We start from the raw sequence: 12,960 nt of genomic DNA on the forward strand, positions 1-12,960 counted from the left end.
AGGGCCACAACCAGCACTTCCCGGTGACGGGGGCTCATAATCCTGCGGTGGGTGGCACGGTGATGCAGGGAGTGTGTCGTTCGCCACATTCGTCCGGCACATGACACGCCCCATATGCGGCGGCCCTCCGCCGGCGGTCCGGGGGGCGGGGGTCACCACGCGGGGGTGCGCCGGGCGCGGGCGCTGGTGAGCCGGTGGCCGGTGGGCCCTGCGGGAGCGGTCTCGGCCGGCCGTCCGGGGGCGGTGCCGGGCCGGATCCGCCGGCCGTGTCGGCAGGAGGGTCCGCGGGGCAGTAGGTTTGCGCCTTGTGGAGGATCTCGACCAGCGCATCGTTCAGCTGCTCCTTGAGGACGGCCGGATGAGCTACACGGACCTGGGCAAGGCCACCGGCCTGTCCACCTCGGCGGTGCACCAACGCGTGCGTCGCCTGGAGCAGCGCGGGGTGATCCGCGGGTACACCGCGATCATCGACCCCGACGCCGTCGACCTCGCGCTGACCGCGTTCATCTCGGTCAAGCCCTTCGACCCGAGCGCCCCGGACGACACGCCGGACCGCCTGGCCGGGCTGCCCGAGATCGAGGCCTGCCACAGCGTCGCGGGGGACGAGAACTACATCCTCAAGGTGCGCGTCGGGGCCCCCGGCGACCTGGAGGACCTGCTCGCCCGGATCCGCAGCGCGGCGGGCGTCTCCACCCGGACGACCGTCGTCCTCTCCACCCCGTACGAAGCGCGCCCCCCGAAGCTCTGAGACGCGCCCCCCGGGGCGTCCGGCCGGACCGTGCGGGTGCAGACTTGGGCCCATGACCGAACGCACCTCCCGGACCGTGCTGCTGCGCGGCGGATCCGTCTACAGCCCCGCCGACCCCTTCGCCACCGCGATGCTCGTCGAGGGCGAGCACATCGCCTGGGTCGGCAGCGACGGTGCCGCCGAGGCCTACGCGGACGTCGCGGACGAGATCGTCGAGCTGGACGGTGCGCTGGTCACCCCCGCCTTCGTGGACGCCCACGTGCACGCCACCTCGGCCGGCCTGGCGCTCACCGGTCTGGACCTGACCGGCTGCCCATCGCTCGGCGAGGCCCTGGAGCGGATCGCCGGCTTCGCCCGGACCGCCGGCCCGGCGGGCGGCCCGGCCGGCGTGCTGATCGGCCACGGCTGGGACGAGACCGGCTGGGCCGAGGGCCGCCCGCCCACCCTGGCCGAGCTGGACGCGGCCGCCGGCGGCGCCGCGCTCTACCTCTCCCGCACCGACGTCCACTCGGGCCTCGCCTCGACGGCGCTGCGCGCGCTCACCCCCGGCCTGGACGCCCTGCCGGGGCACAGCGCCGACGGTCCGCTGACCCGGGACGCCCACCACGCGGTGCGCCGGGCCGCCCTCGCCCACCTGACCCCGGAGCAGCGCCGGGACGCCCAGCGGGCCACCCTGACCCGGGCCGCCGCGCTCGGCATCGGCTCGCTGCACGAGTGCGCCGGCCCCGACATCTCCTCCGAGCAGGACCTCACGGACCTGCTGGCGCTGGCCGGGCAGGGCGACACCCCCGAGGTCTTCGGCTACTGGGGCGAGCTGGGCGGCGTCGAGGCCGCCCGCCGGCTGGGCGCCGTCGGCGCCGGCGGCGACCTCTTCGTGGACGGCGCGCTCGGCTCGCACACCGCCTGCCTGCACACGCCGTACGAGGACGCGCCGCACACCGGCACCGCCTACCTGACCGCCGAGCAGGTGGCCGACCACGTCGCCGCCTGCACCGAGGCCGGCCTGCAGGCGGGCTTCCACGCGATCGGCGACGCCGCGCTGACCGCCGTCCTGGACGGTGTCCGGGCCGCCGCCGACCGGGTCGGCCCGGCCCGGGTGAAGGCCCTGCGCCACCGCGTCGAGCACGCCGAGGCACTGGACGACAAGGCCGTCGCCGCCTTCGTCGAACTCGGCCTGGTCGCCTCCGTCCAGCCCGCCTTCGACGCCACCTGGGGCGGGCCCGAGGGCATGTACGCCCAGCGGCTCGGCGCCGAGCGGGCGGCCGCGCTGAACCCCTTCGCCGCGCTGCTGCGCGCCGGCGTCCCGCTGGCCTTCGGCTCGGACGCCCCGGTCACCGCCCTGGACCCCTGGGGCACGGTGCGCGCGGCGGCCTTCCACCGCACGCCGGAGCACCGGATCTCGGTCCGGGCCGCTTTCACCGCCCACACCCGCGGCGGCTGGCGCGCGCTGGGCCGCGACCAGGACGGCGTGCTGGTGCCCGGCGCGGTCGCCAGCTACGCGGTCTGGTCCGCCGGCGAGCTGGTCGTGCAGACCCCCGACTCCCGGGTCGCGGGCTGGTCCACCGACCCCCGCTCCGGTACCCCCGGCCTGCCCGACCTCACCCCCGGCGCGCCGCTGCCGGTCTGCCGGCGCACCGTCGTCCGCGGCCGGACCGTCCACCGGGCCTGATCGGCCGCGCGCCGGCGCGCCCCGGGTCCGGTCACCGGCCGCCCGGGGCGTGGCCACCCCGTTATCCGTACACCTCCGGATCCGGGGTACCGTCTTCGCACGGCGTTCGGACAACGGACGGCGACGAACGCGCGAACACGTACGACCAGAGAGATGGTGCGCAGGTGGCACTGCCCGTCACGCAGGAGCGGTCGGCATCCGGGCCCGCGCCCGAGGAGCCCGCCTCGGCCCCCGCGGCCGGCCGGGGCGCCCGCGCCCTCGCCAAGGTCCGCGCCGGCCTGCCCCGGACGGGCCTGGCCGTCCTGCTCGGCCTGCTGCTCGGCGCGGCGTTCCCCCCGTACGACCTGTGGCCGCTGTCGATCCTGGCGGTGGCCGGGCTCTCGCTGCTGACCCGCGGCCGGACCGCCCGGCAGGGCGCCTGGACGGGCTTCGCCTTCGGCCTGCCGTTCTTCGTGCTGCTGCTGAAGTGGCTGACGGTGATCGGGACGGACGCCATGATCGGCCTGTCGGTGGTCGAGGCGCTGTTCGTCGCCGCGCTCGGCGCCGGCCTCGCCGTCACCTCCCGGCTGCCCGGCTGGCCGCTCTGGACGGCCTGCCTCTGGGTCACCCAGGAATGGGCCCGCGACCGGCTCCCGCTCGGCGGGTTCCCCTGGGGCCGGCTGGCCTTCGCCAACACCGCGACGCCCTTCACCCCGCTCGCCGCGCTCGGCGGCGCCCCGCTGGTGACCTTCGCGGTCGCCCTCTGCGGCGCCCTGCTGGCCTGGGCGGCGCTGCGCCTGCGCGGCCCGCTCAGGTCCCCCCGGGCCGCCGCCCTGGCGGCACTGGGAGCCGTCGCCGCCGTCCTCGCCGGGTACGCCGTGCCGGTGCCGACCGCGGCCGACGACACCCTCAAGGTCGCCATCATCCAGGGCAACGTGCCCAACCCCGGGATGGACTTCCTCGGCCGCCCGATGCAGGTGCTCAACAACCACGCGGAGGCCACCGAGAAGCTGGCCGCCGACATCGCGGCCGGCCGCCGGGAGCGCCCCGACGTGGTGATCTGGCCGGAGAACGCCTCCGACCTGGACCCGTTCAGCGACCCGCTGGCCTACCGGCGGATCGACCAGGCGGTGAAGGCCGTCGGCGTCCCCACCCTGATCGGCACCCTGGTCGACGGCCCGGACGCGCAGCACGTCCAGAACGAGGGCATCGTCTGGGACCCGAAGACCGGCCCCGGCGCCTCGTACACCAAGCAGCACCCGGTGCCGTTCGGCGAGTACGTGCCGTTCCGCGCCGAACTCTCGAAGATCATCACCCGGCTGGACCGGGTCGCCCGCGACTTCTGGCCCGGTACCTCCACCGGCGTGATGCAGCTCGGCCCGGCCCGGATCGGCGACGTGATCTGCTTCGAGGTCGCCTACGACGAGATCGTCCGCGACACCGTCAACCAGGGCGCGCGGGTCCTGGTGGTGCAGACCAACAACGCCACCTACGCGCTCAGCGGCCAGCCCGACCAGCAGCTGGCGATGTCCCGCCTGCGCGCCGTCGAGCACGGCCGGGCCGTGCTGATCGCCGCCACCAGCGGCATCAGCGGCGTGATCGCCCCGGACGGCTCGGTGGTCACCCGCACCGACGAGCTGACCGCCGCCGAGATCGCCGCGACCGTGCCGCTGCGCGACGGGCGGACGGTGGCCGACCGGCTCGGTGCCGTCCCGGAGTGGACGCTCGCCGTCGCCGGACTGCTGGCCTGCGGCGCCGCGGTCGGTGCCGGCCTGCGCCGCCGGCGCGGCGGACGGCCCGTCGGCGGAACACCCGCCGGGGACGACACGTTGAACCCGGTGGTGCCGTAACCGCCCCGGACTCCGCCGGGCGGCGCGGAGCGCACCGCGATGGAGTGGATCCGTACCGTGACCCAGCAAGCTACCCCCGCCCGCCCGGCCCCCCGGGGCAGAATCCGGCGGGTGCTGCCGCTGCTGATCACCGCCTGGCTGGTCCTGGAGATCTGGCTGCTGGTCCAGGTCGGTTCCGCGATCGGCGGCTTCGCGGTCGTGCTGCTGCTCCTGGCCGGCGTCCTGCTCGGCGGCTGGCTGATCAAGCGGGCCGGTCTGAAGGCCCTCTCGGCGGCCTTCGAGCAGAGCCGTGACCCCAAGCCCCGGCAGGCTCAGACCGGCACCAGCCTGACCGTCCTGGCCGGCCTGCTGCTGATCGTCCCGGGCTTCCTCTCCGATCTGCTGGCCGTGACCCTGCTGCTGCCGCCCACCCGTGCGCTCTGGCGGGCGGCCGGGCGCAAGGCGGCCGGCGCCGCGCTGCGCCGCTCCCCGCTGGCCGGCACGGATCCGTTCGCGGACGCCGTGCGGCTCCAGGAGCAGCTGAGGATCCACCGCCCGGACGGCAAGATCGTCCAGGGCGAGGTGGTCGACCCGGCCCAGGGCCCGCGCGGCCCCGAGACCGGCTACCGCCCGCCGATCACCGGCTGAACCGCCGGTGGGCACCCGTCCGGCCCGCCGGACGCCGGCCGGGATCTGAGCGCACCGCCGTTCCTGAGCTGCACAGCCCGTTCCCCGTGGGGGCGACCCGCCGCACACCGGGCCGGCCGCCCCCACGGGCAGGCCGGGGGAGCGGGGGAGGCGTCCCGGACGGACGGACGCCGGGAGAAGGGCGACCCGGCTGCGGACACACGAAAGGGACCCTGAACAATTCAGGGTCCCTTTTCGACTGCCTCCCGCTGGGGGCGGGAGCGAGGTCAGGCGCTCTTGCGGGTGTCGCGCGGGTGCACCGCGAGATTCATCCCACCGGAGCGGAGCACGGCCAGCCGCTCGGCCAGCACCTCCTCCAACTCCTCGCGCGTCCGGCGCTCCATCAACATGTCCCAATGGGTACGCGTGGGCTTGGTCTTCTTCTCCTCCGGCTCGTCGCCGTCGAGAAGTACTGCTTCCTGGCCGCAGAAACGGCATTCCCAGGCCGAGGGAATCTCCGCTTCCACGGAGAAGGGAACCTCGAATCGGTGTCCGTTCTGACATGCATACTCGACAGTCTGGCGCGGAGCCAGATCGATACCGCGGTCGGTCTCGTAGCTAGTGGCCCCGAGTCGCGTGCCGCGAAGAGCTCGCTCGCTCATGAATCGTGCCTCCCGGGCTTATGGCCCACAGGACTAGTTGGTCGCTGTTCTTCGTCAGTTCGGTCAACGCCCGGCTGTCGACGAAGATTCCCGTCCGGGGACATGCGTCGTTTGGCGTGCCGCCCCTGTTTGTACCCATCGGCGCCCGATTTGTCACATCTGGCCGGTGATATCACCCTAGGTGTCACTAATTTCACAACTGGTGATCAGTTCGGGTTTCAACCATGAGCGTAGCGGTTCGTGGCTTTCCCGGTGCGGCCGGGCCCCGGCGGCGGCCCGCGCCGCCGTCGGGGACGGGGCCGGTCCGGCTGCCCGGCCGCACCGGGAAAGCCGGCCGGGTTCACCAGACCGGGCGCGGCCGCACCGGCGTGTGCTCCTTGCCCAGCTCCACCGGACGTTCGGCGCGGACCTCCTGCGCCTGGTCCTCCGGGCCGCCCGCGGGCTGCTCGCCGGCCCGCCGCAGCGGCTCGGCCGGGGGTGCGGTCGGCGCCGCCGCCTCGGTCCGGGTGTCCCGGTGCGGCAGCAGTGCGATCACCGCGTCGCGCAGCTGGGCGGGGGCCTCGTCGTCCAGCGGGTCCACGGTGGCCGGCACCTGCAGCCGGACGGGCGCGGCGGTGCCGATCCGGGCGTAGCCGCGACCGGCGGGGGCGTGCGCGGCCGGCACGATGTCGAGCGGGGCGCCGAGCGCGGCGTGCCCCTCCTCGGGGGTGGTGGGGCCGAGCACCACCCGGGCCCGTGTGGTGGCGCGCAGGGTGGGGGTGATCCGGTCGCGGGCCTCGATGTCGTCCGCGATCACCACGGTCACCCGGGCCGCGCGGCCGTGCCGCAGCGGGGTCTCCAGCAGGTCCTGCGGGTCGGGGCGGCCCTCGGCGTGCGCCAGCTCGCTCAGCTCCGTCGGGTGGTCGAGCAGCAGCCACAGCGGCCGGGTGACGTCCTCCGGCGGGGTGGTGCCGGCGTGCCGGGCGGCGTTCAGCGCGGTCAGCCGGCGGGCGGTCTCCTGGGCCGCCCACTCCAGCGCGGCCAGCGTGCCGTGCAGACTGGTCTCCACGGTGTGCACACCGGGCCGGTTCACCAGGCAGGCGTGCTCGCCGGTGCCGGCGCCGTCGATCAGCACCAGGTCGGCGAAGGGCAGAGCTTGCAGGGCGATCGAGCGGATCAGGGTGGAGGTGCCGTGCCCGGTGGCGCCGAGCGCCAGCAGGTGCGGTTCGGAGGAGCGCGGGCCGGTGCGCCAGATCACCGGCGGCTGCTGGGCGCTCACCCCCGCCTGGGTCACCGGGATCATCCGCCGGCTGCCGGCCTCGTCGGTGAAGCCGAGCACGATCTCGCCCGGCGCGGTCACGAAGCGCTGGGCGGCGATGTCGGTGGCCAGCGGCGCGAGCGCGCTCACCCGCAGCCGGTTGGACTCCTCGTCCCAGTCGAAGCGGTACTCGCGGGCCCGGCCCGCCTTGCCCTGGACGACCTGTTCGATCCGGGCCCGGGCGGCCGGCTCGGTGTCGGTGAAGTACGCCGGGTAGGCGAGCTCCAGCTCGGTCAGCCGGCCGTCGCCGTCGAACTCCCAGGAGCCGAAGGCCGTCCGGAACCCGTTCTCGTTGCCGTAGAGCGGGCTCAGGTCGTCGGGCGAGGCCAGGTACGGGGTGAGTGCCGCGTACAGCGCGGTCAGCTTGACCTCGGCGACGTCCGGCTCCGGCGGGGCGGGCGGCGCCTTGGGGCCCCGGCCGACCCAGGCGGCGCTGGCCATCAGGCCGACCAGGGTGAACAGCGGTCCGTGCGGCAGCAGGAAGATGCCGAGCACCATCGCCGCGCAGAGGAAGAGCGTCGGCCCCCGCCGGTCCTTGGGGGTGGCCTGCCAGCGGCCCTTCGCCCACTCGGCGTGGCGCCTGAGCCCACGGCCGATGAGGGTGATCGGCGCGAACATGTCTGCGGCGTGGTCGCCGGCCGTGCGGGCGAGGGTGCGGCCCTTGCTGAGGTGGCGGTTCAGGGACATTCCTGGGACTCCCCGGGCGAGTGGGACGGGTCGATGGGGGCGGGTCGATGGAGGCGGGGCTGGAGGGGGCGGGCTGGTGCCGGCCGGCGCGTACCTGGGCGGCGGTGCGCCCCGGCGGCCCGGCCGGCGGCCGAACGGGCAGGCCCGGGGCGGTGGGATCCGCGCCCGGGCCTGTGTGCGGGGGAGTGGCGGCTCAGAACTTGATGCCGCCGAGCAGACCGGCCAGGCTCGCGCCGCCTGCCGTGATGCTCGGAGCGATGGACGAGCCCGCCACGTAGAAGCCGAGGAGGGCGCAGACCACGGCATGGGAGATCTTCAGACCGTCCCGGCGGAAGAAGAGAAAGGCGATGGTGCCGAACAGGACGATGCCTGAAATGGAGAGGATCACGCGTCTGCTCCTCGGGGAGGGGTGACAGGGACAGTGTCACGGAAAGTGCCCTAATCGTGACAAAAAGTAATAGATGATGGAACGGCGCAAATGGGTGGTTCGATTCGGGAAATTCGCTGACGGGTGTATGCGAACCGCGCGGTCGGGGCCGCTCAAGGGCTCCGTTCCGCCGTCCCGAGGCATTCCCGGCCCGCCGCCCCCGGGGTGCCGCCGGCGGGTGGAAGTTCGCCCGAACGGACGCGTAACCGACAGATCGACGTGTCGACATGTCGCGCGGACGCGCACGGTGTGCTCCACATACCGGACAACTGCTGGATCGCCGGTACGCCGGGCCGCTACCGTGCCGTACGTCACGTCATCCCGATCCCGCCGAAAGGTCCCCTCATGGCCGACTCCGCCGAATCCACCGGTCCCGCCGACCCCGCCGCGCCGCAGGGCGCCGACGCCGACGTGATCGAGCTGGCCGGCCGGCTCTTCGACGCCGCCCGCACCGGCGACTCGGCCACCCTCGCCGCGTACGTCGACGCCGGCGCCCCCGCCAACCTCTCCAACGACCGCGGCGACACCCTGCTGATGCTGGCCGCCTACCACGGCCACGCCGACGCGGTGCGGACCCTGCTGGAGCGCGGCGCGGACCCCGACCGGGCCAACGACCGCGGCCAGACGCCGCTGGCCGGCGCCGTCTTCAAGGGCGCCGACGAGGTGCTCACCGCCCTGCTGGCCGGCGGTGCCGACCCCGGGGCCGGCACCCCGTCCGCCGTCGACACCGCCCGGATGTTCGGCAAGGACGACCTGGTCGCCCGCTTCACCGCGCGCTGACCCGGCCACCGCGTCGGGCCCGGGGGACCGCCCGGGCCCGGGCCGCCGCCGGCACGGCCGGGCCGACCCGCTCCCGGGCCCCGGGCGGGCCCCACGTAGGCTGGACGACCATGGAGAGCACCACGCAGAGCGCCGTCGAGATCCGCGTCACCGGCTACGGGCACCCCGACGCGCAGCGCCTTTCGGCGGAGGTCCAGGAGGAGTACGTCCGCCGCTACGGCGAGGGCGACCTCACCGAGATGCACCCGGACCACTTCGATCCGCCCGCCGGCCTCTTCCTGATCGGTTACCTGGACGGCGAGCCGGTCGCCTCCGGCGGCTGGCGCGCCAAGAAGGCCGGCCCGCACGGCCTGCGGGACGGCGACGCCGAACTCAAGCGGATGTTCGTGGCACCGGCCGCCCGCGGCCGGGGCCTGGCCCGGGCGCTGCTGCGCCGGCTGGAGGAGACCGCCGCCGAGGCCGGCCACACCCGGGTGGTGCTGGAGACCGGCACCCTGCAGCCCGAGGCCATCGCCCTGTACGCCTCCGAGGGGTACGCCGACATCCAGAAGTTCGGCCTCTACCGCGAGCACCCGCAGAGCGTCTGCATGGGCAAGGAGCTTCCCCCCGCCGCACCGCGCGGCTGAGTCCCCGCCGCGCCGGTGCCCGGCCCGACCCGTCCGAGGCGGTCGCCGGGCCACCCCGCTGGGTAGGCTCCCGCCGACGGCGACGGAGGCGGGGGCATGACCAGCAGCAGCGGGCCACTGGTGGCACTGGTGACCGACGGCCTCCGGGAGGTCGGCACCGGCGCGGTCTGGGCGGTGGGCGACGCGGCCGGGGTGCGCCACGAGGGCCGGCACGGTCCGCTGGGGCGCCGCCCGGGCGGGCCGGGGATGGCCCGGGACACCCTGTTCGACCTGGCCAGCCTGACCAAGATCGTCGCCCTCTGGCCCTGCGCCGGCGCCCTCCGGACGGCCGGGCGGCTCCCGCTGGACGACCCGCTCGGCAGTTACTGGACCGAGGTGGCCGGCCTCCCCGTCGGCGACCTCACCGCCCGCCGGCTGCTGACCCACACCGCCGGCCTGCCGCCGCGGACCAACTTCGCCCGGCTCTACGGCACCGACCCGGCGGCCGTCCGGGCCGGGGTGCTGGCCGCGCCGCTGCACCGCCCGCCCGGGCTGGCCGTGGAGTACACCGACCGGGCCGCGATCATCCTCGGGTACCTGGTCGAGGCCCTCGGCGGCGCCCCGCTGGCCCGGCTCGCGGCCGAGCAGGTGTGGCGGCCCCTCGGCATGACCGACACCGCCTTCGGACCGCTCGGCCCCGTCGAGCGTGCCCGCACCGCGCCCACCGAGTTCGACCCGGCCACCGGCGACTACCTCACCGGCGTGGTGCACGACCCGTCGGCCCGGCTGCTGGGCGGTGTCTGCGGCAGCGCCGGCGCCTTCTCCACCGCCCACGACCTGGGGCTCTTCCTGACCTCCCTGCTCGGCCCCGGCCCCGCGGCGGGCTGGGTCGCCGAATCCCTGCGCGAGCAGACCGGCGGGCTGACGCCGGCCCGCGGGCTCTCCTGGCTCTGCGCCCCCGGGACGGACCCCTCGGCGGGGACCTTCGTCCACTACGGCTTCACCGGCACCGCGATGTGGCTCAACCGCCGGCAGGGGCGGTGGGCCGTGCTGCTCACCAACAAGGTCCACCTCAACCGCGAACTGCAGCCGCTCACCGACCTGCGGAACGCCTTCCGCCGCGAGGTCTTCGGCTGAGCCGGGGCCGCGGGCCGGCCGCCCCGGGGCGGCCGACCGCCGCCGCACCCGGGGGCACGGCGGCGGTCCAGGGCCCAGCGGCAGGCGGCGTCAGGCGAGCACCTTGGCCTTGGCCTTCTCGTACTCCGCCTCGTTGATGGCGCCGCTGCTCTTCAGCTCGGCGAGCTTGGCCAGCTCGTCCGCATGGCTCCGGGCCGGGCCGCCACCGCCCTCGGCCGCGGTCTTCTGGACGTAGGAGCGGAAGTCCCGTTCGGCGTCCGCCCGCATCTGCATCTCGCGCTCGCCCATGCCCTTGCCGCGGACGATCAGATAGACCAGTACGCCCAGGAACGGCAGCAGGATCACGAAGATGGCCCAGCCGGCCTTGCCCCAGCCGCCGACCGAGTCGTCCCGGAAGAGGTCACCGAAGATCCGGAAGAGCAGGAAGAACCAGAGGATCCAGAGGAACAGCCACATCATGGTCCAGAAGATGTTGAGCAGCGGATAGTCGTCCATGGTGCCTCCTGCCTGGGCGGCCGCCCCCGGAACGGGCACGGCCGGTGAAGGGCCCCTCGCTGCTCCTGCGAGCGCATCGGAGGGACCGCCCTCGCGTTCCACTGTGCTCCCGACGGGCCCGGCGGCACCTCGCGGCCTGGGCCGACCGGGTGAACACGGCGCCGCCGCCGTCCGGGCCGGCGGTCACTTCCCGTCCGCGATGATGCCCCTGAGGTCGTCCAGGTCCTGGCCGGAGAAGCCGGACGGCTGCAGGACGGTGTTCCAGCCGTCCACGTACTCGGCGCGGTACGAGTGGCCGTGGCCGGCCGGTACCCCGGTGGAGAACGGGAGGTCCGCCGTGACCTGCCAGAAGGTGACGAACGGGATCCAGAACATGCCCCCGAGCACGTCCCGGCCGGGCGGCTGGCTGATCCAGTCGGGCTTGCCGAGGATCAGGTCGGGACTCCACCAGACGATCGGGTCCGAGGGGTGCATCAGGTAGAGGACCCTGGTGCCCTCCCACGGCCGGTCGGCGGGCGGGATCCCGGCCGCCGGGTCGTTGCCGAAGCGGACGGTGCGCCCGTCCTTGTAGACCGGCTGGACCTCGGGGCTGCCCGGGTCCCGGTGGTCGCTGAACTCGCGGAACAGCGTGTTGAAGTTGGGCGGCCCGGCGAACAGGGTGCCCGCGGTGCGGTTGCGCAGGTCGGCCTCCCCGCTGAACGCCGTCTCCGCGCCGAAGGAGCCCAGGCTCTCGCCGGCGACGAACAGCCGGGGCCGGGTGCTCTGGGGCAGCTTCGACCAGACCTCGTACACCGCGTCGAAGAGGTCCCGGCCCGCCGCCCTGGCCTTGGACTGGTCCACCAGGTAGGAGATCCAGGACGGCAGGTAGGAGTACTGCATCGCGACGGTGGCGGTGTCGCCGCCGCCCAGGTACTCGAAGGAGTCGACCGACGCCGGGTCCACCCAGCCGCTCCCGGTGGTGGTCACCACCAGGAGGTTCGCGCGTCGGAACCCACCCGCGCGTTCCAGGTCCCGCACCGCCAGCGCGGCCCGAGCCTCGGTGTCGTCCGCCGAGCCGAGCCCGGCGTAGGACCGGATCGGCTCCTGGGCCGGCCGGTGGGTGAACGCCGTGATGTCGACCTCGGACGGGCCGGTGCCCACGAAGCCGCGACCCTGCCGGCCGAGCGAGTCCCAGGGCACGACCGAGCCCGGTCCGCCCGAGCGCAGGGAGGTCGTCGGCTGCTGCGCGCCCTCGGGCGTCGCGTCGTCCCGGACGGAGAACAGCTCGTTGGCGACGCCGACGAAGCCGTTCAGCAGCAGCCCGCTGATCACCAGGTAGGCCAGCCCGGCCGTCAGGAGCCACCCCACCGTGTGGGCCGCCCGCCGCCCGATCCGGCGGCTGAGCAGCTCCGCCGTCCAGCGGTACAGCGCGCGGACGCCGCGGGACGCCTGCAGGAGGAGCCCGAAGACCAGCACCGCGACCACGGGCGAGAGCAGCACGTACCAGATGTTGTACTCGTTCACCCCCATCAGCCCGCGGATCAGGTACTGCCAGTACTGGCCGAGTCCGAAGAAGACCGGGAGCAGAACGGCCGCGCCGATCAGCAGGGCACGCCGGGCCCACGGCCCGGGGGGTCGGGCCTCGCGGTCGGCGAAGGCCCGCCAGACGTAGGCGAGGAGGACGCCGAGCCCGTATCCGATCGCCGCGCCGATGCCCCACACCAGGCCCTGGACGATGCCGCCGCGGGGCAGCAGCGACGGCGTGAACGACAGGCAGGAGAGGACCAGGGCGCCCCAGCAGCCGGGAAGCGTGAGTGCCGGGTCCCACCGCTTCGTGGGTCTGCCCGCCGGTTTCGGGCCTCTGGCGAAGATTCTCAAGGCGGCCACCGATCGCGAGGGGGCGGCGGCGCGTCGTGTCCGGTGAACCGCCCGGAGGGCGGTCGCGGCACTGCGTGACCCGGCGGGACGCCTGCCCCGGTCCCATGGTCGCCCGGCCGGCCGTCGCGCGCCAGGCAAACGGCCGGGCGCGGCGGGTCCGG

General features: G+C 74.9%; 12 protein-coding genes. 7 read left to right on the forward strand and 5 right to left on the reverse strand.

Going from position 1 to position 12,960, the window contains the following annotated elements; genetic code table 11:
* Window positions 1-307 precede the first annotated feature (307 nt).
* The 4 genes from J2S46_RS34415 to fxsA all read left to right on the forward strand — a co-directional run bounded on the left by J2S46_RS34415 (window position 308) and on the right by fxsA (window position 4,873).
* Complete coding sequence (locus J2S46_RS34415; RefSeq protein WP_030058365.1) at window positions 308-748, forward strand: Lrp/AsnC family transcriptional regulator; 441 nt, start codon at window positions 308-310, stop codon at window positions 746-748.
* Window positions 749-800: 52 nt separating this feature from the next.
* Window positions 801-2,417, forward strand: a complete 1,617-nt coding sequence (locus tag J2S46_RS34420) for an amidohydrolase (RefSeq protein ID WP_191290263.1) — start codon at window positions 801-803, stop codon at window positions 2,415-2,417.
* A 164-nt stretch (window positions 2,418-2,581) separates the two neighbouring features.
* Window positions 2,582-4,246, forward strand: a complete 1,665-nt coding sequence (gene lnt / locus J2S46_RS34425; RefSeq protein WP_191290264.1) for an apolipoprotein N-acyltransferase — start codon at window positions 2,582-2,584, stop codon at window positions 4,244-4,246.
* 57 nt (window positions 4,247-4,303) lie between these two features.
* Window positions 4,304-4,873, forward strand: coding sequence for an FxsA family membrane protein (gene fxsA, locus J2S46_RS34430; RefSeq protein ID WP_229912744.1), 570 nt, complete (start codon window positions 4,304-4,306; stop codon window positions 4,871-4,873).
* A 266-nt stretch (window positions 4,874-5,139) separates the two neighbouring features.
* On the opposite strand, the gene J2S46_RS34435 is transcribed toward fxsA, so the two are convergent.
* The 3 genes from J2S46_RS34435 to J2S46_RS34445 form a co-directional block, all read right to left on the reverse strand.
* The gene (locus tag J2S46_RS34435) at window positions 5,140-5,514 is read right to left on the reverse strand and encodes an RNA polymerase-binding protein RbpA (RefSeq protein WP_030396357.1); all 375 of its coding nucleotides are present in this window, start codon (window positions 5,512-5,514) and stop codon (window positions 5,140-5,142) included.
* Between the two features lie 340 nt (window positions 5,515-5,854).
* Window positions 5,855-7,498 (reverse strand): hypothetical protein, encoded by a 1,644-nt coding sequence (locus tag J2S46_RS34440; protein ID WP_191290266.1) that lies wholly within the window; start codon window positions 7,496-7,498, stop codon window positions 5,855-5,857.
* Between the two features lie 193 nt (window positions 7,499-7,691).
* Window positions 7,692-7,886, reverse strand: coding sequence for a hypothetical protein (locus J2S46_RS34445; RefSeq protein ID WP_073921277.1), 195 nt, complete (start codon window positions 7,884-7,886; stop codon window positions 7,692-7,694).
* Window positions 7,887-8,270: 384 nt separating this feature from the next.
* Here J2S46_RS34445 and J2S46_RS34450 point away from each other — a divergent pair, with 384 nt between their 5' ends.
* From J2S46_RS34450 to J2S46_RS34460, 3 genes are all read left to right on the forward strand, one after another.
* Window positions 8,271-8,705, forward strand: coding sequence for an ankyrin repeat domain-containing protein (locus J2S46_RS34450; protein WP_191290267.1), 435 nt, complete (start codon window positions 8,271-8,273; stop codon window positions 8,703-8,705).
* Window positions 8,706-8,815: 110 nt separating this feature from the next.
* On the forward strand, window positions 8,816-9,331 hold the full coding sequence (locus J2S46_RS34455) for a GNAT family N-acetyltransferase (protein WP_191290268.1): 516 nt from the start codon (window positions 8,816-8,818) through the stop codon (window positions 9,329-9,331).
* Between the two features lie 96 nt (window positions 9,332-9,427).
* Complete coding sequence (locus tag J2S46_RS34460; protein ID WP_191290269.1) at window positions 9,428-10,447, forward strand: serine hydrolase domain-containing protein; 1,020 nt, start codon at window positions 9,428-9,430, stop codon at window positions 10,445-10,447.
* A 90-nt stretch (window positions 10,448-10,537) separates the two neighbouring features.
* Here J2S46_RS34460 and J2S46_RS34465 read toward each other — a convergent pair whose 3' ends face one another.
* Window positions 10,538-10,942, reverse strand: coding sequence for an SHOCT domain-containing protein (locus tag J2S46_RS34465; protein WP_191290270.1), 405 nt, complete (start codon window positions 10,940-10,942; stop codon window positions 10,538-10,540).
* A gap of 183 nt (window positions 10,943-11,125) precedes the next feature.
* Window positions 11,126-12,808 (reverse strand): alpha/beta hydrolase, encoded by a 1,683-nt coding sequence (locus J2S46_RS34470; RefSeq protein WP_191290271.1) that lies wholly within the window; start codon window positions 12,806-12,808, stop codon window positions 11,126-11,128.
* Window positions 12,809-12,960 lie beyond the last annotated feature (152 nt).

This window comes from Kitasatospora herbaricolor (assembly GCF_030813695.1).
GTDB lineage: Bacteria > Actinomycetota > Actinomycetes > Streptomycetales > Streptomycetaceae > Kitasatospora > Kitasatospora herbaricolor.